This window comes from Plectonema cf. radiosum LEGE 06105, from assembly GCF_015207665.1.
Lineage (GTDB): Bacteria > Cyanobacteriota > Cyanobacteriia > Cyanobacteriales > Nostocaceae > Rivularia > Rivularia radiosa_A.
The window spans coordinates 1-22,693 of sequence record NZ_JADEWL010000088.1; the positions used below are offsets into that span (position 1 = coordinate 1).

Here is a 22,693-nt window from a genome sequence, read left to right on the forward strand (position 1 = left end):
TGGTGAAGGTAATGATTTAATTACTGGTGGAGATGGTATTGATACCCTACGAGAAACAGCAGATACCGATTTTACTCTTAGTGATGGTACTCTTCAAAGTGATGTTACAGGTACAGATACTTTTACCAATATTGAACGAGTAGCTTTAACTGGCGGAGATATAGGTAATATAATTAATGCTTCTAATTACAGTAGAAGTGCTTTCCTTTATGGAAGAGGTGGAAACGATACTTTAATTGGTGGAGATGGAAACGACTTAATCAAAGGTGGGGAAGATAATGATTTAATTACTGGTGGTGCTGGTAATAATAGACTTTATGGTGAAGGTGGTAGCGATACTTTTGTTATCAGTTCGATTACAGGTAGGGATACCATCTACGATTTTGAAGAGGGTGTTGATTTTATCGGTTTATCTGGTGGTTTGATTTTTGGTAGTTTGACTATCCAAGCAAGTGGAAACAATACTAATATTCTTCAAGGTGATAATCTATTAGCTGTTTTGGTGAATGTAAATATCAACTTTAGTGAAAGCGATTTTACTAATCTTGTGTAGAATATTTGGTGGTTATTCGGAAATATTAATTTCTAAATAACAATTCTACATTGTTCGCTGAATATGGAGACGTAGCAATGCTACGTCTCTACTGGTATATTGGTGTTTGAAAAAATATCTTTATAACCATTGTCCACCACGAAAACGCCAACGCACGAAAAGAATTCGCATTATACTTTGGGAAGTCATAAAAACTGCCAGCCAAACTATACTGTAGTGGAAGAAAACCCAAAATAAAGGTAATTCTTCTTTGGGAATAGGTGTTGGTAAAAATCCGATAAATTTTACTGCACAAACTATAAATATAAATTCCCAAATACCAGCGAATAATTGGAACAGTGCTGGCCAATCTCTATCCCAACGATACTTTTGTATTTGGTCGTATAATATATCCCAACCTAAACCAAAAATCGCTACATAAAAAAGTATCCAAAAATATACATTACTTTGCGGTGAACCAATCAAACCCATCGCAAATGGTAAGCTAACAAATACACCTACAGTTAAAAGTAATAATAAACGAGTTTGCCAACGACCAAATAAAGTTGGAGTCATACAATTTTAGATTTTGGGTTGATAGTTGATCGTTGATGGTTTTTGGTTGATAGTTGATGGTTGTTGGTTGTTGGTTGTTGGTTGATGGTTGTTGGTTGTTGGTTGTTGGTTGTTGGTTGTTGGTTGATAAGCAAACTTTAACCTTTAACCTTTAACCTTTAACCTTTCTATGAACTTAAGCGATAATATTCGCTAGAATTAAAATGTCCCATAGCTTCCCAATTGATTACGTCTTCTAATAAGGTTTGATAACCTAATGTATTGGGATGAAGACCATCACTACTCAAACGCTTCACTCTCCAAGTTTCAGGATGCTCCATCCATTTGTCAAATATATCTAAATAAGGTATTCCTTGTTTTCGACAAGCGAGTTTTGTTGCTTCCTTATAACGGTATTGGTCATCACGATTGTAGTACAAGCAGTTAAGAAAAGGCATTTTAAGTTCATCTACTGGTACCATCCCTACAAATAAAACGGGACAGAGTTTTTGGGCTTGTTGCAATAATAAAGCAAGTTGTTCTTCAAAATTGGCAAAATCTGTGTAATTTTTACCTTCAGGACGACTGACTCTGGCTGAATCATTTACCCCTACCGATAATATAATTATGTCAGGAACGCGGTTTCGTAACTCTCCCCGATGACGAAATTCAACTTCGAGTCTTTTGGCAACTTGTCCAATGCGATCGCCACGTACACCTAAATTATAAAGAACGTGTCCAGCACTTTCGGGTAACATCCAAGTTCGTCGCAATCTTTCAACCCAACCACCTCCGTCGGGATCTCCAAATCCGTAAACTAAACTATCCCCCAGTGCGACAATCTTTAAAGGTTGATTGCTATTCGGTACTATAGATAGCTGCATTGAAGGAGCTACAAATGTTTGCATCTGAAAAGACTATATTTTATATTTTTCAAAGATTCTATACATTTCTACACCATTTCAGAATACTTTATCTAGGTTATTAAAAAGAAATTATAAATTTTTGCCATTTTTGTAAAGATAATGACTTTTTTGTTTAAAGTTTATGTAGCCCAAATTAAGTACTTCTTCTAACTATCTGTAATAATTTTGTCGAAAATAACTCTAAAAATAACTTTAAAAATAACTTGAATAAAAGTAAAATAATTGCTAGAAAACGCAACTTCAACTATAAAATTTTACTAAATTTAATTAAAAATCTACTAGCAACACGTAGATTATTAAGTATCTTAAAGTAGAATAAAAAAGGCTCGATGGGTCAATCGAACCTTAAAAACAAAACGTCTTAAGTGGGATGTCAAGTGATTTCGTTGATTATTATCTCCATAAAAAACTCTGATGTTCAAGTAAAATGAGCTACATTTAATTTTTAATGAACAAGGATCAATTGTTATTGATCAGTGAAAAATAGTTAGTAGCTAATTTTATAATTAATTTTGAGATAAAAAGTAAACGCAGAGGAATACAAAGGAAGCGCGGAGGAACGCAGAGTTTTAACTCATAATTTTCAAATCTGACTTCTCAATACCTCCCAGGGGTACTCAAGTTGAATTAAGGTGATTGATTTGTCACCCACTTCAACCATTGTCCCAAAGAAGAGATCGGATTTAATCTATGTACTCCCGGAGCGCGAGCGATCGCCAATCCATCTACAGCACGTAAAGCAGAATATTGCAAACCAAGAAAGCTATCGACTGCTGCATAAGGACCACCCAAAGTAATCGCACCCGCAGCATACATTTTAGCTTTCTCGTTACGCATTTCTACTAATTCAAAATCATTCGCTACAACCAACCTTGATAAATGATTCAAGGGCAAACTATAACGTTCAACTAAGTCTTCTAACAGTGGACTTGCTTGGACTTTGGCATCTAATCCCGTACCATCAATAATAAAATCTGCGTTGAGAGTCATTTGCCCAAAACCCTTTTCTTTGATGTGGGTAATAGTGCGATTTTGACCGTCGCGTTCCACGCTTTCCACTTCGCCAAATTCTATTTTATACCAGCCATCGCGTAAACCTTCTTCTGTAATCTGCTGCCAATCATGACGATCTGCGGTGGTGGTACCTCCCCAATCGGCTAATAAACGCTTACGCTCGTCAGGACTAGCTTTTTCTAACATTACCCGTAACTCACCACCCCAACAAGCCTTGGGCCAGTTAAACGGCTGAAATTCAAAATGATTCTTCACCATCCGCTGGGTTTTACCGAATTTATTACCTTGCGGTTTTGGCGATCGCATTAAGTGCAAAACTGTAATATCAGGATTTTTCTTACGCGCTTCATAAAGCCGCTGAATGATACGAGAAGCGACAATACCACGTCCTCGAATTAATACCTTACCACCTTGACGTTCCAACTGTTCGTAAACGTGATGATGGTCTTCATAAGCATTAACTACAGACTTAAAATCACGATATGTTTCCCGATAAGCTTGTAAATCTGGTAAAAACTGAATTGCTGGATAACCTGTTGCTAAATGTAAAAAACGAGTCACATAAAAAGCATGATCGCCTCTTCCTTTTGAATAAGCTACACAATATCTACCATCATTGGTTTTACGAATCCCCCGAATTCTTCCATAACGATACATTTTCTCCCATCCGATACGACGAGCTTCCCTATCTATAGAATCAAAAACATTACCAGCACGGGGAGTATAAGTTTCAGCATAATCCGGTTCAGCAAATACTTTCCATAAATACTTAAACGAATCATTCAACCTTCCCTTACCAAAATCGCGCCAAGCTTCCCGTAAAGCATAACTTGGCCAACCCCAAATATTATCGGGACAAGAGTCAGAATTAGAACGCAATCTTTCATGTAAAGGTATTTGGGAATTTAGACACAATAACTTATACCGAGCATATGGCTCTTTATCCAAACCCAAAGCAATAATCTTTTCACTTTTAACACCATACAGTCTGAGTAAATCTACCCAAATAAAACTTCCTAAACCCGCTCCTAAAGTTAGATAATCAGTTTCATCAACACGCAATCCTGTAGCATGAAGTGCTTGTACGGGAACTTTTTCCTCTTGAAAAATTGGTGGCGGAAAACTCGAACCCAGGGGTGTGGCTGCTGGTTGTGGAGGTAAAGTAGGGTCTGGTAAATTAGTATGGGGATTAAATTGAATAGTGGAATTAGTGGTCGTAGGTGCAGATATAGGTGTAGATGTAGATACTATTAAAGGTGTTGTATTTAAAGTAAAAGAAAGAGTTATTTCATAAGGTCCAATTTTTAAAATATCGCCATTATTGATAATACTACGTGTATGGCGATTGCCATTAACATAAATACCATTTACACTATTTTGGTCAATTACAAATAATTGCCCTTGTTCCCAATCAATCAAAGCATGATAACGAGAAACTTCACTACTATTAAGTAGCATTCGCGAAACAGGTTTTCCGTTGAGTTGTGCAGGCATTTGAGAAAATTCTCTACCAAAAGCTATCGGTACTCTCAAACTTGGTTGCCGTAATTCACCCGTGGCTGGTTCTTCCCAACTTAAATTAATGTGTAAGTTATTATTCATATATTTTTGACAGTTGATAGTTGATAGTAATTAGTAAGGAATAACTAATAGTTAAAAAACGATTAAAACCTTTAACCTTTGACCTTTAACCTAATTTATTGAATATTATCTGGTGCGACTAAAACACTTATTGCCGCAGCTAAAGAAGTACCGCACCAAGGACAACCAACTTGGATATGTTCAATCGAACATACTTTGTGACAATTAGGACACTGTAACCCATAAGAACTCTTTGGTAAAGGTGCAGTTGATGAAGGGGATTTTGAGGGTATAGCAGGGATTACAGGTTGATTATTTATACCTGGTTTAGGTGGTTCTAAAATAGTTGCTGGGAAGCTATTAATTTGGGGAATACTAATATTCATAACTTTCAATTGCATTTGCCCCAAACAGATAACGCTACCTTCATTCAAAGGTACATCTCCTTGGATTAATTGTTTTCCATCCACCAAAGGAGGATTTTTTTCTCTTAAATTGCGAATATAAAAGCGTTTTTGTTGAGAATTAAAAAATATTTCAGCGTGCAAACCCGAAACAGTAGGATTACTCAAGACGATATCGCATCGCAAAGGGTCGCGACCGATACGAACAGTAGCAGGGTTTTTACTAGGCTGCTGTTCGTAAATTATTTGAGTTTTTTCTTGACCTGCATCGTGCCACCGTAATGTCAGTGAGTTCATTATTGTAACTAGCAATAAGCTTTTTATTAACCAACTTCAATCATTGTCTACGGGATTCCTAACACGAGCAAGTATAAGTAATCAAGTATTACGGAAAAAATTTAAAATAAATTATGGTTGGGGAATAGGAAATAGGCTTTGATGCCAATTTACCCAACTGTTATGTAGTTAGTTTTATTTGTGCCGACTTACTATTTCTTTATAAGATTATGGGAAGTAAAACCGCAAAGACGCAGAGGACGCAGAGAAAAGAGGTAAAAAGAGATTGGTAATTTTAGAGCGCGTGGAGTTTATACTGAAATGCAAATTGAACTATACGACCATCATCACCTTGATGCCGTTATTCGTCTTTCGCTTCGCGCATGGACTCCCGTGTTTGATTCGATTCAGAAGGTGATGGATGCCCAGGTGTACCGGGAATTCTATGCTGATGATTGGCGTGTAAGCCAGCAAAAAGCTGTGGAGGAGGTTTGTGCTGCTGAAGACACAAATGTATGGGTTGCGATCGATACAGGTTCTACTGTAGGTTTTGTAGCTGTGAAACTTCATTCGGATGACAGCATGGGCGAAATTTACATGGTTGCTGTCGATCCAGATTTTCAAGGTCAAGGTATTGGTAGCGTTCTTATAAAATTCGCTCTTGATTGGATGAAGGATGCTGGAATGTCTATTGCTATGGTTGAGACGGGAGGAGACCCCGGTCATGCTCCAGCCCGTCGTACCTATGAGAAACTGGGTTTTGGGCTGTTACCGATTGCTAGGTATTTTAAGAAGTTGTAGGTGGGGAAGACCAAAGATAAATAGGAATAGCTGTAACAACAATTTGTAGTTACAATTGGTTATTGTAACTATCGCTAGTTATGGAATACGAATGGGATGAAGCAAAGCGTCTTGCTAATATTCGTAAGCACGGAATTGATTTTACAGATGTCCCAGCAGTATTTAATGGCGATATTTTGACCGTCGAGGACGATCGCGAAAGCTATAGGGAACAGCGTTTTGTTACATTTGGTTTGTTACAAGGGCGCGTTGTTGCTGTTGTCCATACAGAGCGTGACAATTGTACCCGGATTATTTCTGTAAGAAAAGCGACTAAGTATGAGCAACGAGTCTATTTCGAGCAATTCTCAAACTGATTGGCAACGGCTAGATACAATGACTGATGAGGATATTGACTTATCCGATTGTCCGGAGATTACGCCAGAAATGTTTGCCAAATCTGTGGTGCGGCGTGGTTTACCTGTTGCCAACACAAAAACTCAAGTTACACTTCGCATTGATAGCGATGTCTTGGAATGGTTTAAGTCTCAGGGACGAGGCTATCAAACACATATAAATCAGTTGTTAAGAGCATATATGGAGGCACAACAGTAATAGTTAGAAAAATTCATCTCGCAGAAGCTAATTTATCAGCAATGCGAGTAGTTTCGGGTAAACGATATTTAGGAGTACAGCGCAATACATAATCGATGGCGGTTGGTAAACTGATACGATGACCACTAGAAACATATACTGGTTTTACATTAGAACGAGTCCGTAAAACTGCCCCAATAGTTTCACTTTTATGTATTAAAGGCTGCCAGCTTCCTTTTATTTGAGGGACTTCTTGATGTTTACCTATCAGTAATGACTTTGCTACACCAATTGTAGGTTTATCAATAATTACACCTAAATGACAAGCGATTCCTAATCTGCGAGGATGGGCAATTCCTTGACCGTCGCACAGAATTATATCAGGTATAGTATTTATCTTTTCTAAAGCATCTAATACTGCGGGAATTTCTCGAAACGATAGAAAACCGGGAATATAAGGAAAGGTGGTTGCGCGCTTAGCTATACTTTGCTCTTGTAGCTGTAAATCTGGAAAACTCAACACCGCAACCGCAGCACGACTGATTGTTCCATTAGCTTCAAAACCCATATCGACACCAGCAACATATTTTACTGGTTCTGTAAATTTATCTTCAGTAAGAACTTCTTTTTGTAATTCTTCTTGGATGATTTTGGCTTCTGATGTAGTTAAATTCCAATCATGACGTTGTTTTATCTGCATATGTATTTAAATGGGGTACATCATTTGCATTACTCGCTTCAATTTCTAATTTAACGCTTTGTTTTGGAGAGATTTTCGGAGGTTGGCTGTATGACTCGAAGATTCCATTTGCTTTAGTGATTTCTATCTGGTTTCTTATCCAATCTTGAAGCTTGATAAAAACTAGCAACTAGCTGCCCAGAGTAAAGAAACTTCATACTGATTAAATGTTGAATCCGCACTCACAAGCGTCATGTCTTCTACCTGAGCTTGTGCAATCAGCATTCTGTCAAAAGGATCGCGATGATGTAAAGGTAATGCGGCTACCCGCAAAGCATGAGAAGCAGTGATCTCTAACGATCTAGCTCCTAGTTGAGCCATACGAGTAGAGACATAATTATCTATTGATTCTGGCAGCGGCAACTTACCGATTGAAACCTTAATTCCCATCTCCCAAACACTGGTAACTGAGAACCATACTTCATTGGTTTCATCCACAATTTGTTCAATCACCTTCTCACTTAACTTTTCTGGTTGAGCAAACCACCATAACCAGCATTGTGTATCTAGTAAAAGTTTCACTCTGCGCCACCCTCAAATGCCACTAGAATGTCTTCTGGTAAAGAGGCATTAAAGTCATCTGGTACTATAAATTTTCCCCGATCTTGTCCCAAACTAGACCGTCGATCTAGGGATGTGCGAAATGGAACAAGTTTAGCGATTGGAATACCTCGGTTTGAAATAACGATTTCCTCTCCGAGTTCCACACGGGACAATAGCCGAGAAAGGTTTGTTTTACAGTAATGAATATTTACGGTTTCCATGTTGTTAACAAACTAAGTCTATAGACTTAGTTTAGTTTAGTTGCGGCAGTTCTGCAAGGACAAGTTAATTTAAGAGTTGTGGGTAACTGGCAAGCAAAGCGGTAATAAGCCGTTAAACATCTTTGAGAAAAATGATCGCTCAATTTTCAAATAAAGAAATCAATGCTTCTGTATCTATATTAAATTGTAATTATTTAAACACTAACATCTTTATTTGCGTATTTATATTGAGAAAAACCTGGCTTTATATTTCAATAGCAAGAAAACAATTATACTTAACTACTTGTCTTGTACTTCCTTAACTGCGAACTGCGATCGGGCTAGCTACCAGTGACTAGCGTAGCTTGCCCTTTAGTCACTTCGCCCAAAATTGTCAAAATCTTCGGTGCCAAAGGCTTCAGATCGGCTAACCGATTGGATGAAGCTTGTAGAACAATTACTGCAATGCCAAACTGGAGCAGGTTTTGTTGAAACGACAAGTTACGATCGACAGTGATAAAAACATCAAAATCGGCTTCTGCGAGGACAAGAAGTTGACCATCTTTTATTCCTGCCCACCCCATTTGAGGCACTGTTTTTACCTCATAATCAACAAACTCTCTTGCCAGTCTGCGATCAATACACTCATCCAACAAAATCTTCATGTTATGCGACCATGCTGACAAGCTGTTTTCCCGCTTCCTCTAGGAAAGCAACGACTTGCTCTCTATTGACAGTTGGGAATCCATCTAGGAAATCGTCGATCGACTCGCCTGCCTTGAGATAGTCTAAAAGTGTCTTAACAGGAACCCTAGTCCCAGTGAAAACTGGAGTACCGCCCATAACGTCAGGAGACACACTGATGATTGGAGTGTTATTAGGCATAAGTTCTCGTTCCTCAAGTGGTATTTTCATCAGTTTATCAATTCTTCAAGCAAACCGTACGCTCTAACAATCCCGCCGACTTGTCTATTAATTATTAAGTAGCCATCATGAACTGCGTACACCAGACAGAATGAATGAAAAAAACATTCTTCCCTACTGCCGACTATATAGTTGTCGAGACTGGAAGTTAAACTGGATTTCGTAATGGTCTTGCAATTCCAAGAGTTATGCAACGGATAGACATCGATCGCATTTCGGAAATTGAGCCAGGATTAATTGATCATCTCGTTAAAGAAAGCTTGTCCCAAGGATTTGGCTTTCTTGAAAGACTAATTCGCGAGTATCGTAGTGGCTTAAATTGCTTTGATAAGTCTGGTGAACTACTAATTACAGCATCGGTACAAGGTGCAGTAGTTGGACTCGGTGGACTAAATCAAGATCCATATTTCAATGATCCCAAAGTTGGGCGATTGCGACATCTGTATGTAGAGTCAGATTGGCGGCGGTGTGGTGTGGGGCGTTTGCTGGTGACTCAACTGATTCACGAAGCCAATCAGCATTATCAATTATTAACGCTGCGAACTGATACGCAGGAAGCCGATCAGTTTTATCAGAAACTAGGATTCAAGATTTACCCAAACTGGGAGCTTTGACTAGTAACCTTTTTTGTAGACAAGCAATGTCAATTCGGGACAATTGTCTATATTTTTTTGATGTATTTTATGCTTCGTTTTTTGCTAAAATCTTAGAAAAGCTTTCTTGATTGATATGCAAAAACCGTAGCTACATCAAGATGTTTAACAATCACGCGGATGGCTTAACCGTGTAAGCTTGTTGAGGGTTAACCGCTCCCATGCCCCCGTTGAAACAAGAAATAAAAGTCTAGACTTGTCTAGTTTTTATATAGCAGCATACGACCCATCATTTACAATTGGGGGAGATGAAATATTCTCCCTTAAACTTACATTGAGGCTTGTTTATATTAAATGTGACAGTTGATGAAATTCGACGCGATCCTTCAAAATATCTGCGTCAAGTAGAAGCAGGTGAAACTTTTGTGATTATTCAAGCAGAGAAGGCGATCGCTGAACTGAGACCGATTTCGTCAAGCGGTAAGCAGCTACGAGCATTCGGCTTATGTTCTGGCGAGTTCACTGTCCCCAACGATTTTGATGCACCTTTGCCCGAAGAGATTTTGAATGCATTTGAGGGCAAATGAGGATTCTGCTGGATACACAGATTTTCCTTACAAAGCAATTGTCGCAATTCTCAAATCCATCGTAGAAACCTTGATTTTTTGCTTTTTCAAATCCTCAAAAATTGCGATCGCATCAGTATCAAATGCGTATGCTATTGGTATAATTCTACAACTTCCTCGGCGTTAAAATTTCTTAGGGATGCTCCCGTTGCGGGGATTACACCATATATTTCAAGATAATTTTTAACTATTAACCCACCATTGAAGGTTCTGCTGTGTTGGTATCAATAAATAATGAGACGTAGCAGTGCAAATAATGAGACGTAGCAGTGCTACGTCTCTACATTAATATTGCGTTAGGAAAATTAAACTGCTGCATTCGTGATACGCAAAGTGTCGGCGTTAACACCTATCGCAACAATTTCTTTCTCAGATTCGGGTAGCAAACGCTTGACTCCTTGTTTGACAAAATTTTGCAAAAATACGATTTGCTGATTTTGTGCAAAGACTTGCTGTAGGGTTTGTCCAAATTTATCTAAATTGAATTCGCTTGTGGAATTTACTGCGATTTCTTGCTGTTGGAAGTACTCAATTAAAGCTAAACCGGCAATTCTAGTTAAATAAGCTGCACTTACACCTTGTACAACTCCACCAGCGACGAAGGTAATGGCATTACTTTTAAGTACTGTACTTATAGTCTTGGTAGAAAGTTCCACCAAACCCAACTTCAACATCAAACTTCCCATTTCACCAGCAACGGTTTTTGCTTGCTCTAAAGAAAACTTTTGCTGATAAACACCACCCAAATCAACTACCATTTGAGCATTAATCGCCACAGTTGCTAGTATATCAAGTGCTGGTACTGGATTCGCAAATGCCGCAGCCGCACTTATCCATTGATATTGCTCAATGACTGGATTAGCGCGTAATTTTCTGACTCCATTTAACAAGCTTTTGGTTTCGGTTTTGAGCAACTGAGCTTTTTTCATGGTAGTTGCCCAAACTAATTGTTGTCTGTGAGCTAATATTTTATCTAGTTGTTTAGTTAAATTTTCGATATCCGGTGCTGGTTGTTCCATCCATTCTTGCACGGAATTATCTTCAAGATGCTTGCGTACTTTTATCGGTTGGGGTGAAGCTGCGGTTGCTACGATATTTTTACCGATTCGTTGTGTCAAAGAATTCTTAACGCTAGCACGTTCATCAGGTAAATATTGGTCTTGTTTATTGTAAACCAACATTAATCGTTGATTTTCAGCTTTTAACTGCTCCCAGTATTGAAATTCTGTTTCTGTTAAATCACCATTGGTGAGAAACAGCACAAAGTCGGATTTTACCGCATCTTCTAAAGCAGCAGTATCGGAATTTCCTTGGATAAATAAAGGTGATGTTTCTTCAAATTCTACAGATGCAAGATTCTCAGAAAGTAAAACTTTAATCAAAGTGGTTTTACCCACTGATTTACCACCAGTAACTGTTAATTTAATTGATTCTCTATCTAATTCACTCTCTAATTGAGGAATTTTTTCTTCAAGTAAAGCTGCTTGATCTAAAGCTTCTTGACAATTATCTGCTATTTCAACTAATTTATTGATTGCGATCGCGCTTTGAGCAATTGTATTTTCTACTGTCGCTCGATCAATAGCCATTTCATCAAGCTGCTGGTTTTTATTGTTGGGGCTATTTTGTTTAATTAACCACAAACCACCACCAACTGCAAGCAAACTCAATAAACTAAATTCAGTAAGCTGCATTAATTGATGATGCCAACTTTGTAACATCCACAGAGAAAAGGATAAACCTATTCCTCCCACTAAAATAGGACGCTTTAATTTCCAAACCATGATTCAACTGACCCAATTACAATTGATGCTTTTTCTTCTCCAGAGTATATCAAAATCCTGTTAATAAAGAATTACAAGCACGAACCTACAGGTTTTAATTTTCTTAAAGATGGGTTAGTTTTGAAAGTGTTTTGTTTTATTAATTCTTAAGTGCAGCTATAGAATTATAGTCTCTTGGTAGTGGGAGCGTCTCGTTCCCTGAAAAAAACAACCCCCGTAATTTTAAAATCTAAAATTACAGGGGTTTGTTAATATTAAATTTGGTAGCGGGAAGTGGATTTGAACCACTGACCTTCGGGTTATGAGCCCGACGAGCTACCAGGCTGCTCTATCCCGCGTCGTCTTTAACTACTATACTATAAAGTTTCTGATTTGGCAACTATAACATTGATAATTCTCCAACAACTTCCAAACGCTTGTATTGAGCCAATGTCATAAATTTTTCTGAAAGGGCTTCGGCACTGCTGGGGGTAATCCAACCGAGTTGAGTGAGTAAATGAATGGCTACGGCATATTTTGCTCGTCTGGCTCCATCCATGACTTTAATTACTAAACCCATACCTTCACCAAGCCTGCTAATACACTGTAATCCTTCGGCACCTGATTTACTGATGATTTCTCCTGGGGCTGAACGCATCAGTTCCGTATCAAATTTGCCTTCACCTGCTAACATGACTGGATGATGATTCATGGCACGGACAATCCGTTCCATATCCAAACTGTTACCAGAAGCTAAACGAGCGTAAAGCGTGGCAATTTGACAGAGTTGCATCAGGTAAGTAGGTACGCCGCAATCATCGTGAGCGCTGATAAATTCTGCTGCGGGCATTCGTAACAATTCTGATATTTTATTTAAGACCAGTTGCTGTATGGGGTGCTTGCGTTCTAAGTAATTAGTCACAGACCAATTGCATTGCTGACAAACGGCTAACATTCCGGCGTGTTTGCCAGAACAGTTATATTCTAAACTGCTGCGTTTACCAGTGGGAACCGGACATTGAAGTGCTGTGGGGTCAATGTCGGCTCGCCATAAGATATTAAATACTTGTCTAACGTGTTCTATACTTCCATCATGGGAACTACAAATAATTGCTAAATCTTTATCATTAAGATGGTAGCGTTCTAAAGTTCCTGTAGTGGTCACAGCCAAGGCTTGAAATGGTTTGAGTGCGGAACGGGCAAATGTAGCTGTTTCGGCATTTCCAGCAACAGAAAGCACCCGTCCTCGTTCGTCGCACAGTGCAGCTTGGACTGTATGCTTTGATTCAATAATTCCTTCACGCAGCAACCTGACTTCTATGGAGGGTGCTTGAGTTCGTTTTGCCATTACAAATCCTCAGCCAGTTCCTAGCTAAAAGTTATGAGTTATTACTTATTACTTATTAACTCATAACTTCTAAGCAGCGGAACAATTTAAAGTGAATGCCAAACTATCGTACCAGCAAAGAACAACATTACCAAACACAATGCAGTTATTTGCAATCTTTGAATAATTGGTTTAATTTCATAGCTGACAACCAAAAGGTCACGGTCTAGGACTTGTTGGGGTTTCATCCAATTTTGACCGTCGTACCACCCGGACTCTTCATAAAAAATAATTGGACTTGCGAGACGATCGCGCACGTAAGACCAACCCAAATACAAGCGTAATAAAACTAAAACTACTCCAATACTTGCACCTGCGGAGCCACACAATAAAAAGTGAATGATGTATTTGTGTGGGGGAAAACTTGAATAAGCGACAGGTCCTGCTACCAGCCAAGATAAACCCCATATCCAGAGAATTTTGGTGAGATAAGAGCGGGTTGAGAGGCTGCAATCTTGAAATAGCCAAGAGTTTTTTAACTGTTCGTACTCATTTAAGGGTTGCTGTTCTGTGGGAACCGGGCAATTTGATACCTCATAATCAATCATATTGGTTCACCCCCACTCTTGAAGGATGTTTGAAAATCCACACGTTCTGCATGACCCCAGAACGCTTCTAAATTATAAAATTCTCTTTCTGAGGGCATCATAATGTGAACTATGACATCACCATAATCTAGTACTACCCAACTGCCTTCGGGTTTTCCTTCTGTTCGCAAAGGGTTACGCGAGCATTTTTCTTCTACAAAACTTTCTATGGTGTTGGCGATCGCTCTTACCTGTACGTTTGAATAACCAGTCATCATCACAAAATAATCGGCGAGGTAAGATACGTTTTTCACACTAAGCACTAACATATCCCCTGCTTTACGGTTATCACCGGCTTCAACAATAGCTAAAGCTAGTTTTACGCTCGAATCGTCAATATCAAGTTGTTGATCAGCTATTTTGGCGTTGGTAACAGTAATAAATTCGGACTGCAAATTGGCTGGGAAATAATCAGACATTAAACCTTACTCTGCTTGTGTGGGTGAGGGCTGCGGATTGTTTTGGTTCTGTTTTTCGATCTTTGAATAAATTGCGATGTTAATTGCAAATCTTAATCAATTATTAATTAATACACTTTTTTGAATATTAGCAAAAAACAGATGTTTGTGGCTGAAATGCCTTGAGTAAGCACTAGCATTTACAGCGATATTTTCATTGTAACGAACTTTTCGTTTTGGTTTTTGGCAATTAATTACGAAACTTTACAAAAAATTTACCCCAGCTTTGAAGACTGGGGTTAGTGACGGTAAAACAATGATGATTTATGGATGGTGGTTAAACTTGCTGCTTAGAAATCACCCTAGCCTCAATTGTGGAACGATTCTCTGTCAAAGATTCAAACAACGACTCGTAGTTGTTCAAAGCTTGCTCAAAAGCATATTGCTCTACAGCATATTTGCGACTGTTGTAACCTAAAGTTTTAACTTTCTCTGGATGCTTGTACAAATCCATAACCGCATTAGCCAAAGCGGAAGCTTCTTCTGGAGGAACAATAACCCCACCCCCACTTTGTTTAATAGCCCTTGCTGCGGTACCATTATCAGGAACAGATCCGACGATTGCCCGTCCACTGGCAAGTAAAACTTGAATTTTCGATGGCATATTAAAAGAAATCACATTTTTCTTTTGCACCACCAATCCCACATCAGCAGCAGCTAACATCTCCGGTAAACGTTCCCGTGGTTGGAAAGGTAAAAGCATTACATTATTTGCACCACATAGATTACATTCCTCCTGAAGTCGCTGCAAACCAGTTGCTTCACCAACAATTACAAAGGCAATATCTGGAATATCGCGTAAAATAGCGGCAGCTTTGACAACGGTTTCTAAACCTTGAGTTAGAGCAATATTACCGGAATATAAAACTACAAATTTACCATCTAATTTATGTTCGTTGCGGAAAGCATTGCTTTCTTTTGACATGGGGCGAATAAAATTGACATCCACCCAATTGGGGATTTGCACGATTTTCTCAAGGGCTACATTCTTAGAAAGCAAATTATCTACAAACCCATCGGCGATAACGCTAATTTTATCAGCAGAGCGATAAGCAAATTTTTCTAAAATCGAAAATACACGAATCAGCGATTTGTTTTTCAGTAAACCAACATGAATTGCAGCTTCTGGCAATATATCTTGCAAGTTTAATACTACCGGACATCTGTGTAGCCATCCTAAAAGAGTAGTAGGTAGACAAACTGGTAATGATGGTGATGTAGAAAGAATTACATCGGGTTGCCAACCAAAAAGGGCGGGTATAAAACTAGTAAAAACGAAACTAGCATCCAACATTATCCTATCGAACAAATTGGGGCGCGGACGAATCCAAACATAACTTCTTTGAATTTGAACGCCATTCTTATATTCTGTTAAATAAAACTTACCTCGGTAGCCTTGATAAATTCTACGCTCTGGGTAATTAGGCATAGCGGTAACGACACGTACTTGATGTCCGCGCTTCACCAATCCCTCTGCTAATTCAGTCATCAATGGAGCAATACCGATTGGTTCTGGATGATAGTTGTAAGAGTAAATTAAAATTCGCATAGTAAAAATTAACGGGAATCTGCCCAGATTCTTAAAAAGACAACATTTATTACTAAATTCGTTCCGCGCTAGAAAAAGCACTTGTATCCTATTTTCCTTTTAATATCTTGTAGCGTCAGTCCATCTTCATTGAAGATTGTTTAAATTTTGCTCTAGCCTACGGACAAACAGCAATAAATAAATGTACTTTTTTTAATAGTCCATTTACGATTATTAGTCATAACACGTAGGCAGCAGCAGCATAAAAAATCAGATTCTGAGTATTTTACAGTGATGTCAACCGTACTAGGACTGATTTTTTGGGCAAAAGTGCGATCGCAAAATTAGCTTGTGAAAAAGTGATAAATTGGTTTTATTTTTTAAGTAACTTATACATCAACAATGTCAACCGTACTTGCTTGGAAAACTAAGGCTCGATCAAAATTAGTTAAGTTTTTTCTATTCCCCGTTGCTTTTAAATAATTCAGCGATAAAATCAAGCAGATAATCAAAAAAAAGAGGCTTGAATGGCAAAAATGACCATTATACCTCTTTAAAAAAACAGTTGCTAATAAATTATTTAAAATTAAATAAAATTATGAATCACATTGCGCCACTACTTTTATTGAATAGGATAGCGACTGTTTTAAAAATAAGCTTTAAGTCGTACATCAAAGTCCAATTTTTTTGGTATTCTAAATCTAGACGAATTACATCCTCAAAATTACGAATACTAGAACGTCCGTTTACTTGCCATTCTCCAGTCATCCCTGGTTTAACGTCCAAACGTTGCCATTCAGGAACTTCATAACATTCAACCTCATCGGGTGTAGGTGGTCTAGTACCAACTAAACTCATTTCTCCTTTGAGAACATTCCAAAATTGCGGTAGTTCATCCAAACTAGTACGACGCAAGATTTTACCTACCCGTGTCACTCTGGGGTCATTTTCTATTTTGAAAAATGCACCCTTAACTTGATTAAGCTTTTGTAGTTCGGCTTTTTTAGCTTCCGCATCCACACACATCGAGCGGAATTTCCACATCCGAAATTGCTTACCCATCCAACCACAGCGGATTTGACCAAAGAAAATTGGACCGGGGTCGTCAATCATGATAGCAATAATAATCGGAATAGATAATATGCTTGTAAGTACTAAACCTACTAATGCCCCTACAATATCAATTAGGCGTTTAGTCAATGAACGTACAGAAGGGTGAGTTGGTGGTAATTTCTCTTCCCTGCGGCGAGGGTGAACTGATGGGGGTGTAAATTCTCCTTCTTCAATTGTAAAAACATCAACTAAACCTGTAAGATTAAGTACCGCCATTACCTGCGGAGTAACATTTTGCAATACTAATTCAATTTCTTTTTCTTGAGCATTCTTATAATTACTAACTAAAGCACCTAAGCCACTACTATCCATAAAAGTAGTGTTCCCAAAGTCAATAATGATTTTTTTGGGAATTGAATTTGCTGTAATTAGTTGTTCACAACTTTGCTTAAATGCTAGAGCTTCAAGCACACTTAAACGGACACTTACCTGGATTCTAACCGTATCCTCTAATAATGTAATCGGAAAGTTTACCTCTGTAGGTTGGTTACTCATGAAACCTTGAACTTCAGTTGCCATATTGATGTTTTGCTTTACATTATTTTGTTTGAAGAACTAGCTTAAACAGATGCGTATTTCTGCCGATATTAACAAGTAATAACCTGTTTACCCGGATGAAATTAAATATTATCTATGACGGTTAACAATAGAATAAGAAATCAATCGATTTTGAATTCACCTTATACATGAATCCAGGGACTTGTAATATTGAAAAAAAGTTTGTTTTCTTTCCCCGATTGAAATCGGAGATAGCAAACCTTTTATTTTAGATTCTAGATTTAGATTTCAATCCAAAATATAAAATCTAAAATCTAAAATTGTCTCGGTAAAATAAAGTCAGTAACTGTTAAGTATAAAATTTTAAACATAAATGTTTTCCTGAAATTAGCCATAATTAAAATTAACTCAAAAACTTCTGTTATTGTCTCGCCATTGTCTTATTACATTGCTATTCGTTCCATGACTACTAAAATTGCCGTTAATCAAGCACACCTGATAGAAGTCTTTTCCGCAATTCAAGGCGAAGGACTCAATGTAGGAACCCGTCAAATTTTTATTCGCTTTGCTTTTTGTGATTTGCGCTGTCACTTTTGCGATAGCGCTCATACTTGGAATGCACCTGCTACCTGTAGAATTGAACAAACTCCTGGATACCGTGACTTTGAAATTTGCTCTAATCCTGTTTCATTACCAATGTTAATCGAATGGGTTGAAAGACAAAATATACCTTGTTTACACGATAGCATTAGCTTGACCGGAGGCGAGCCTCTACTCCATGCCAAGTTCTTATCTTCATTGTTACCACAACTTCGCTTAACCACTGGTTTACCTATATACCTTGAATCTGGGGGACATCGCCCGGAACAACTCGCTATGATTCTACCTTACTTAGACTGTGTAGGTATGGACTTAAAGTTACCTAGCGTCAGTGGTGAAAATCGTTGGCAAGAACACGACATTTTCCTCAAATTATGCTACGAGGCTCGAATCGAAGTCTTTATCAAAATCATTATTTCTCAAAATACTAACCCTAGCGAATTGAAACGGGCTGCTCAACTAGTAGCAGCCGTAAATCCAACAATACCAGTCTTTTTACAGCCTGTAACGCCACTAAAACCAGCGGAACAGTTTGCCGATTTATCCTTGCTTGCTCCAACTCCTCAACAAGTCATAGATTGGCAGGCTTTGATGAAAAATTACCTCAAATCAGTCCGCGTAGTACCCCAAACTCACAAAATGCTTAATCAGTTGTAAGGAATACTATATGATTGCGTTAATATACGCATAAATGTTTCTCAAGACCTTTATCTCAAGCCGATTTACGCTTGATGTAGTCTATTGAACAAGGTTTTTAATATTCGCATTTTTTCTACAAAAAAGTATTTTATGAAGATATTGTCAAGAAATAAAGAAGTTTTTGTAAACGATTTCTATGAAGTCAATTAAGTTAACAAACTTTAAAATAATGGTTAAAATTTCCGGAGATAAAAGTCAATATTTTAGCGGTAAAAAAATCAAAAGTAAGTATTTAGGCTGAAGTTTTTAGCAAAAAAATAATTAGAACTGAGTTTTTTTCTAATTATGTAGAAAAATAATTGAAACTAATTGAGAGATAATTCGTATATAGGAAGTAAACACCTATACCTTTAGGTAAAATAATCAGCGAAAAAATAATTTATTCTTACCTAGATACTAGATATAGCAATCCTATTTGTATGTATCGAAATCACGCCCGTAATTTTTTAAGGTTTGTTAGCTCCGCGTGTCCGATAGGACATAGCCCCCGGATTTATCCGTGGATGTCCCTTCAGGGGCGGCAATGTTGAAGCACCATTATTTTATTTATGGGGAACCCTAATTACGTAGCTTGCGTGGCGCGAATGCGCCATATTACGTAGCGAAGCGTCACCCTCCGGGTGATATTACGAATTATATTCACGCTGTTCATATCCCCGACTTCTTGAAGAAGTCGGGGATCTAAATTCTCATATATGATTTAGGATTGCTATATATAGCGGTTTTCACTTGGGTGTAATACAAATTTACCTCACCCCGCCCAAAGCCTCCCCTCTCCAAGGCATCGGAGAGGGGAAGGGGGTGAGGTTTTAGTGTATTGGACTCAACTGAAATTTGCTATATTTATTTGATTAATTTAGAAATTTAATTTTGGTGTTGCTGAATAAGACTATAAATTGATATGTAGAGACATAAAATTTTACATCTCTACAAGGTTTTGAGTGTAAAGCAAAATCGTTTTCATGGATGAAATCAGTAACGCCCTACTTTATAAGTCTTAATACTCGGCCTCATCCGTATTTCGAGATTTAGATTTTGCCTTGTTAGCACTGCGTTTAAGTGCAGAAAGTCGGGCTTCATATTTCGATCTTTGGCGCTTGCTGGGAGATTTTTCGATTAAGGTTTTTAAAGCGCTGCCTAAACTCTTATAAGCATTGGGCAAACTATAACCAAAGCGAGTTGCCAAAGCAATGGCTTTCTCATCTGCTTCGATTAATTCTCTAGCCTGCTTTTCGCCATTATTTTTTTGAAATAATCGCCAGCCAGAAACGCCGCATAAAGCTAATGCAAGTACTAAGAGCAATCCATCTTGTACCCACAATTCACCAACAGCACCACCCAAGCCGATGGCTAATGCTGCCATTTCCCAACCATCTTTAGGGATAGTATCGTTTTGAATGCGAGCGACTTCATGCCAAAACAGCAAATTTCGCTGATCCATTGCCAACTCATCCCATTTTGCCAGGTCAATTTGAATTTCTACCTGATCTTTACCGATTTCTTCGCTACGAACTAAAGTTGGATTAACTTCAGTTGTACCTTCAACCGTTACCCAGCTTTGCAATTCTGGGGGTAATAAACCTTTTAATCGCCGGAGTTCGCTCATTTCTGCTTTAGCAGAAGAGGTTGCGTAAGATGTCATAAAACCACTGACCAAGAAAATTTCAGTATATCGTGATGGTATCTTACAAGGAGTATAGCTATCAGATAGATAACTCGACTTTATTCGTGAGGAAATCTTCCCCGTTTTTTCCTCGCTTCCATTGCTTTTTCTAGAAGTTCTAATAATCCCGGAGCCTGTTCTTGAATGCTCAATAACAGTCTTTCTCCTACTTCTATATTACCTGGGTCGTGACCAGTTTCCATGACTTCTTGAAGACGAGGTATAGCTACACCGTCAACAAGCTGAACTAGCCCGCTCAGACAACGATTAAATTGTTGTTCGGTAAGGGTAGAATCTTCGATAGGAAACTCAATAATAGCTCGAATTTCGCCGTCAGATGGGTCGTATTCCCATTGCAGCATTTTGGTTTCCCAAGAAATAACCAACATTGTTTGTAAAATTGCATCTTTATGGGGATGGTCTTTTACACCACTTAGCACGTGAGGTGCAAACACGCGGAAAAATTTCCCATCTTCATCTAGCTGCACTACAATCATAAAATCTTCAAGATTATCGCCTTCTACCCCTGTAATAATCCGGTCTTCTTCTGCTTCAATGCGATAGTCCCAACCAATCTGGTCTAGATATTTGGCAATTTCTTGCACGTTTACTGCCATAAAAAGCCCCTTTACAAACCCTCGTGTGCGGATGTTGCCAAATTTAGTTTAACTTGTCGAGGTCAGAGCTAATAAGTGAAATCGCTACCATATACTATGTCTTTCTTAAATTTTTGAACAATTGTCATTGTAATGACTAATTTTTTTGCAAATAATTCGACTATATGTAAGCTGTTAATTAATTTTGATGCAGCTTTGCGATCGTCTTCCTCCTTTAGATATGTAAAATAGTTACTAAAGTTACTTAAAATATAACAAATTTAGGATTTATCCTCAGATTTATCCTCAGATTTATCTCAAATTTCAAACTCAAATTTCAAATTCAAATTTTAAACTAAATATGCGTGATTATTCTACCACTACAACAGCCATAATTGAGCAAGCGATAGCTTTAGAGCAAACTTTACCAATCAAAAACCAGGCTTGCAGTTCCAAATTTTTTTTTCATCCCCATCCAATTGAAAAAATCTGCCTTTTCTTTCATGGATTTACCGCAGGTCCTTATCAATTTGAGCCATTAGGTAAAGCTTTATTTGCTGCGGGATATAATGTGATGATTCCTTTGCAACCTGGTCATGGAGTGGCTGGTAATTTTGATGGTGATAATCCTCCTCCTTTACCATTAGAACGGGAAGTTTACCAAGAATACGCGCTTTCATGGCTACAAACTGCTCAACAATTGGGTAATCAAGTAATAGTTGGAGGATTATCTACAGGTGGAACTTTAGCTGCATGGTTGGCATTAGAATATTACCAAGAAATTGAAAAAGCTCTTTTATTTTCTCCTTATTTAAATAGTAAAAATGCGATTATAAATTTTGTCGTAGAAGTATTACCAATTTACTATGAATGGTTAAATAAAGATAATCCGGGAAATTTTGGTTACAAAGGTTTTCAAATACCTGCACTTCGGTTATTTTTAGATATGGGTCAAGAAATTCTTGAACAAGTGAAAAATAATCCATCATCACCTGTATTCATGATTACAAGTGAAAGTGATGCAGTTGTTGACCGCAGCGACTTGAAAAGTTTATTTGAATCTGTGAGAAAAAAGCAGCCAAAATCTTGGTATTTCTGCTTTGATCAACTTTTTGAGATTCCCCATACAATGATGACGGAACTTGAAGGGAATAATTATGTAGGTTTACTAAATACTGTAGCGAAAGCTTATTTAGAAAGTGATATTACTTGGCACGAAGTGTTAAAAATTGGAAATGAAATATTACAAGGAAAAACTTTTGATAACGCAGTTAAGGATTTGAATTTACAAGAAAAAGTAACTCCTGATTTATCGGTGATGTTATCGGTGATGGATAAGAAAGTTGTTGTTGATTTTGCCTCTAAATAGTTATGGAAAATTACTCGTAATGCGTCCACATCCGAATTACCTTATTACCTGTAATGCTTTATTTAACTAGATTGCTTGGTGCGATAGATGGAAGCTTTCGGGTTAATAAATAGTTAGCCTTCCACGCAAAGTTTTGATGCAAATG

General features: G+C 37.9%; 25 protein-coding genes and 1 tRNA gene. 8 read left to right on the plus strand and 18 right to left on the minus strand.

Going from position 1 to position 22,693, the window contains the following annotated elements:
- On the plus strand, positions 1-553 hold a 553-nt coding region (locus IQ247_RS21320), incomplete at its 5' end, for a calcium-binding protein (protein ID WP_375341243.1).
- Between the two features lie 120 nt (positions 554-673).
- Here IQ247_RS21320 and IQ247_RS21325 read toward each other — a convergent pair.
- The 4 genes from IQ247_RS21325 to IQ247_RS21340 all read right to left on the minus strand — a co-directional run bounded on the left by IQ247_RS21325 (position 674) and on the right by IQ247_RS21340 (position 5,309).
- Positions 674-1,108 carry a hypothetical protein gene (locus tag IQ247_RS21325; RefSeq protein WP_193923150.1) on the minus strand — a complete coding sequence of 145 codons (435 nt, stop codon included), beginning with the start codon at positions 1,106-1,108 and terminating at the stop codon, positions 674-676.
- 167 nt (positions 1,109-1,275) lie between these two features.
- Positions 1,276-1,995 carry a GDSL-type esterase/lipase family protein gene (locus IQ247_RS21330; RefSeq protein ID WP_193923151.1) on the minus strand — a complete coding sequence of 240 codons (720 nt, stop codon included), beginning with the start codon at positions 1,993-1,995 and terminating at the stop codon, positions 1,276-1,278.
- Positions 1,996-2,640: 645 nt separating this feature from the next.
- Entirely contained in the window at positions 2,641-4,629 is a 1,989-nt protein-coding gene (locus IQ247_RS21335; RefSeq protein ID WP_193923153.1) for an FHA domain-containing protein, read from the minus strand.
- 95 nt (positions 4,630-4,724) lie between these two features.
- Positions 4,725-5,309, minus strand: a complete 585-nt coding sequence (locus IQ247_RS21340; protein WP_193923154.1) for an FHA domain-containing protein — start codon at positions 5,307-5,309, stop codon at positions 4,725-4,727.
- A 300-nt stretch (positions 5,310-5,609) separates the two neighbouring features.
- On the opposite strand from IQ247_RS21340, the gene IQ247_RS21345 reads away from it, so the two are divergent.
- From IQ247_RS21345 to IQ247_RS21355, 3 genes are all read left to right on the plus strand, one after another.
- Complete coding sequence (locus IQ247_RS21345; RefSeq protein ID WP_193923155.1) at positions 5,610-6,089, plus strand: GNAT family N-acetyltransferase; 480 nt, start codon at positions 5,610-5,612, stop codon at positions 6,087-6,089.
- Between the two features lie 80 nt (positions 6,090-6,169).
- Positions 6,170-6,445, plus strand: coding sequence for a BrnT family toxin (locus IQ247_RS21350; protein WP_193923156.1), 276 nt, complete (start codon positions 6,170-6,172; stop codon positions 6,443-6,445).
- Positions 6,408-6,683, plus strand: a complete 276-nt coding sequence (locus tag IQ247_RS21355) for a BrnA antitoxin family protein (RefSeq protein ID WP_193923157.1) — start codon at positions 6,408-6,410, stop codon at positions 6,681-6,683. Before IQ247_RS21350 ends, IQ247_RS21355 begins: the two co-directional genes overlap by 38 nt.
- A 13-nt stretch (positions 6,684-6,696) precedes the next feature.
- On the opposite strand, the gene nfi is transcribed toward IQ247_RS21355, so the two are convergent.
- The 5 genes from nfi to IQ247_RS21380 all read right to left on the minus strand — a co-directional run bounded on the left by nfi (position 6,697) and on the right by IQ247_RS21380 (position 9,059).
- On the minus strand, positions 6,697-7,362 hold the full coding sequence (nfi, locus tag IQ247_RS21360; protein WP_193923158.1) for a deoxyribonuclease V: 666 nt from the start codon (positions 7,360-7,362) through the stop codon (positions 6,697-6,699).
- Positions 7,363-7,524: 162 nt separating this feature from the next.
- Positions 7,525-7,923, minus strand: a complete 399-nt coding sequence (locus IQ247_RS21365; protein ID WP_193923159.1) for a type II toxin-antitoxin system VapC family toxin — start codon at positions 7,921-7,923, stop codon at positions 7,525-7,527.
- Positions 7,920-8,165 (minus strand): type II toxin-antitoxin system Phd/YefM family antitoxin, encoded by a 246-nt coding sequence (locus tag IQ247_RS21370; protein WP_193923160.1) that lies wholly within the window; start codon positions 8,163-8,165, stop codon positions 7,920-7,922. The genes IQ247_RS21365 and IQ247_RS21370 overlap by 4 nt, the downstream gene beginning before the upstream one ends.
- Before the next feature lie 320 nt (positions 8,166-8,485).
- Entirely contained in the window at positions 8,486-8,830 is a 345-nt protein-coding gene (locus tag IQ247_RS21375) for a DUF5615 family PIN-like protein (RefSeq protein WP_228059935.1), read from the minus strand.
- Complete coding sequence (locus IQ247_RS21380) at positions 8,811-9,059, minus strand: DUF433 domain-containing protein (protein ID WP_322745546.1); 249 nt, start codon at positions 9,057-9,059, stop codon at positions 8,811-8,813. The genes IQ247_RS21375 and IQ247_RS21380 overlap by 20 nt, the downstream gene beginning before the upstream one ends.
- A gap of 197 nt (positions 9,060-9,256) precedes the next feature.
- Here IQ247_RS21380 and IQ247_RS21385 point away from each other — a divergent pair, with 197 nt between their 5' ends.
- Positions 9,257-9,682, plus strand: coding sequence for a GNAT family N-acetyltransferase (locus IQ247_RS21385; RefSeq protein ID WP_193923163.1), 426 nt, complete (start codon positions 9,257-9,259; stop codon positions 9,680-9,682).
- Positions 9,683-10,017: 335 nt separating this feature from the next.
- On the plus strand, positions 10,018-10,248 hold the full coding sequence (locus IQ247_RS21390; RefSeq protein ID WP_322745547.1) for a type II toxin-antitoxin system Phd/YefM family antitoxin: 231 nt from the start codon (positions 10,018-10,020) through the stop codon (positions 10,246-10,248).
- Positions 10,249-10,592: 344 nt separating this feature from the next.
- On the opposite strand, the gene IQ247_RS21395 is transcribed toward IQ247_RS21390, so the two are convergent.
- The 7 genes from IQ247_RS21395 to IQ247_RS21425 form a co-directional block, all read right to left on the minus strand.
- Complete coding sequence (locus IQ247_RS21395; protein WP_193923165.1) at positions 10,593-12,071, minus strand: YcjF family protein; 1,479 nt, start codon at positions 12,069-12,071, stop codon at positions 10,593-10,595.
- Positions 12,072-12,332: 261 nt separating this feature from the next.
- Positions 12,333-12,409 (minus strand) — tRNA-Met (locus tag IQ247_RS21400).
- Between the two features lie 41 nt (positions 12,410-12,450).
- Positions 12,451-13,398, minus strand: coding sequence for an asparaginase (locus IQ247_RS21405; protein ID WP_193923166.1), 948 nt, complete (start codon positions 13,396-13,398; stop codon positions 12,451-12,453).
- Positions 13,399-13,484: 86 nt separating this feature from the next.
- A complete protein-coding gene (locus tag IQ247_RS21410; RefSeq protein ID WP_193923167.1) occupies positions 13,485-13,985 on the minus strand; it encodes a CGLD27 family protein in 501 nt (166 codons plus the stop codon).
- Positions 13,982-14,443, minus strand: a complete 462-nt coding sequence (gene rsfS, locus IQ247_RS21415; protein WP_193923168.1) for a ribosome silencing factor — start codon at positions 14,441-14,443, stop codon at positions 13,982-13,984. Before rsfS ends, IQ247_RS21410 begins: the two co-directional genes overlap by 4 nt.
- 316 nt (positions 14,444-14,759) lie before the next feature.
- Entirely contained in the window at positions 14,760-16,031 is a 1,272-nt protein-coding gene (locus IQ247_RS21420; RefSeq protein WP_193923169.1) for a glycosyltransferase family 4 protein, read from the minus strand.
- Between the two features lie 582 nt (positions 16,032-16,613).
- A complete protein-coding gene (locus IQ247_RS21425; RefSeq protein WP_228059938.1) occupies positions 16,614-17,618 on the minus strand; it encodes an anti-sigma factor antagonist in 1,005 nt (334 codons plus the stop codon).
- A gap of 465 nt (positions 17,619-18,083) precedes the next feature.
- Here IQ247_RS21425 and IQ247_RS21430 point away from each other — a divergent pair, with 465 nt between their 5' ends.
- Positions 18,084-18,878, plus strand: a complete 795-nt coding sequence (locus IQ247_RS21430; RefSeq protein WP_193923171.1) for a 7-carboxy-7-deazaguanine synthase QueE — start codon at positions 18,084-18,086, stop codon at positions 18,876-18,878.
- Between the two features lie 1,039 nt (positions 18,879-19,917).
- On the opposite strand, the gene IQ247_RS21435 is transcribed toward IQ247_RS21430, so the two are convergent.
- The gene (locus tag IQ247_RS21435) at positions 19,918-20,562 is read right to left on the minus strand and encodes a DUF3318 domain-containing protein (RefSeq protein WP_193923173.1); all 645 of its coding nucleotides are present in this window, start codon (positions 20,560-20,562) and stop codon (positions 19,918-19,920) included.
- An 80-nt stretch (positions 20,563-20,642) separates the two neighbouring features.
- Positions 20,643-21,200 carry a hypothetical protein gene (locus IQ247_RS21440; RefSeq protein WP_193923174.1) on the minus strand — a complete coding sequence of 186 codons (558 nt, stop codon included), beginning with the start codon at positions 21,198-21,200 and terminating at the stop codon, positions 20,643-20,645.
- A gap of 340 nt (positions 21,201-21,540) precedes the next feature.
- Between IQ247_RS21440 and IQ247_RS21445 the strand changes: the two genes are divergently transcribed.
- Positions 21,541-22,548, plus strand: a complete 1,008-nt coding sequence (locus IQ247_RS21445) for an alpha/beta hydrolase (RefSeq protein WP_193923175.1) — start codon at positions 21,541-21,543, stop codon at positions 22,546-22,548.
- Positions 22,549-22,693 lie beyond the last annotated feature (145 nt).

Bases quoted from the DNA above. Each gene is read 5' to 3' on its own strand.
- IQ247_RS21325 (WP_193923150.1), bottom strand. From the start codon at position 1,108: ATGACTCCAACTTTATTTGGTCGTTGGCAAACTCGTTTATTATTACTT.
- IQ247_RS21330 (WP_193923151.1), bottom strand. From the start codon at position 1,995: ATGCAAACATTTGTAGCTCCTTCAATGCAGCTATCTATAGTACCGAAT.
- IQ247_RS21335 (WP_193923153.1), bottom strand. From the start codon at position 4,629: ATGAATAATAACTTACACATTAATTTAAGTTGGGAAGAACCAGCCACG.
- IQ247_RS21340 (WP_193923154.1), bottom strand. From the start codon at position 5,309: ATGAACTCACTGACATTACGGTGGCACGATGCAGGTCAAGAAAAAACT.
- IQ247_RS21345 (WP_193923155.1), top strand. From the start codon at position 5,610: ATGCAAATTGAACTATACGACCATCATCACCTTGATGCCGTTATTCGT.
- IQ247_RS21350 (WP_193923156.1), top strand. From the start codon at position 6,170: ATGGAATACGAATGGGATGAAGCAAAGCGTCTTGCTAATATTCGTAAG.
- IQ247_RS21355 (WP_193923157.1), top strand. From the start codon at position 6,408: ATGAGCAACGAGTCTATTTCGAGCAATTCTCAAACTGATTGGCAACGG.
- nfi (WP_193923158.1), bottom strand. From the start codon at position 7,362: ATGCAGATAAAACAACGTCATGATTGGAATTTAACTACATCAGAAGCC.
- IQ247_RS21370 (WP_193923160.1), bottom strand. From the start codon at position 8,165: ATGGAAACCGTAAATATTCATTACTGTAAAACAAACCTTTCTCGGCTA.
- IQ247_RS21380 (WP_322745546.1), bottom strand. From the start codon at position 9,059: ATGAAAATACCACTTGAGGAACGAGAACTTATGCCTAATAACACTCCA.
- IQ247_RS21385 (WP_193923163.1), top strand. From the start codon at position 9,257: ATGCAACGGATAGACATCGATCGCATTTCGGAAATTGAGCCAGGATTA.
- IQ247_RS21395 (WP_193923165.1), bottom strand. From the start codon at position 12,071: ATGGTTTGGAAATTAAAGCGTCCTATTTTAGTGGGAGGAATAGGTTTA.
- IQ247_RS21405 (WP_193923166.1), bottom strand. From the start codon at position 13,398: ATGGCAAAACGAACTCAAGCACCCTCCATAGAAGTCAGGTTGCTGCGT.
- IQ247_RS21410 (WP_193923167.1), bottom strand. From the start codon at position 13,985: ATGATTGATTATGAGGTATCAAATTGCCCGGTTCCCACAGAACAGCAA.
- rsfS (WP_193923168.1), bottom strand. From the start codon at position 14,443: ATGTCTGATTATTTCCCAGCCAATTTGCAGTCCGAATTTATTACTGTT.
- IQ247_RS21420 (WP_193923169.1), bottom strand. From the start codon at position 16,031: ATGCGAATTTTAATTTACTCTTACAACTATCATCCAGAACCAATCGGT.
- IQ247_RS21425 (WP_228059938.1), bottom strand. From the start codon at position 17,618: ATGAGTAACCAACCTACAGAGGTAAACTTTCCGATTACATTATTAGAG.
- IQ247_RS21430 (WP_193923171.1), top strand. From the start codon at position 18,084: ATGACTACTAAAATTGCCGTTAATCAAGCACACCTGATAGAAGTCTTT.
- IQ247_RS21435 (WP_193923173.1), bottom strand. From the start codon at position 20,562: ATGACATCTTACGCAACCTCTTCTGCTAAAGCAGAAATGAGCGAACTC.
- IQ247_RS21440 (WP_193923174.1), bottom strand. From the start codon at position 21,200: ATGGCAGTAAACGTGCAAGAAATTGCCAAATATCTAGACCAGATTGGT.
- IQ247_RS21445 (WP_193923175.1), top strand. From the start codon at position 21,541: ATGCGTGATTATTCTACCACTACAACAGCCATAATTGAGCAAGCGATA.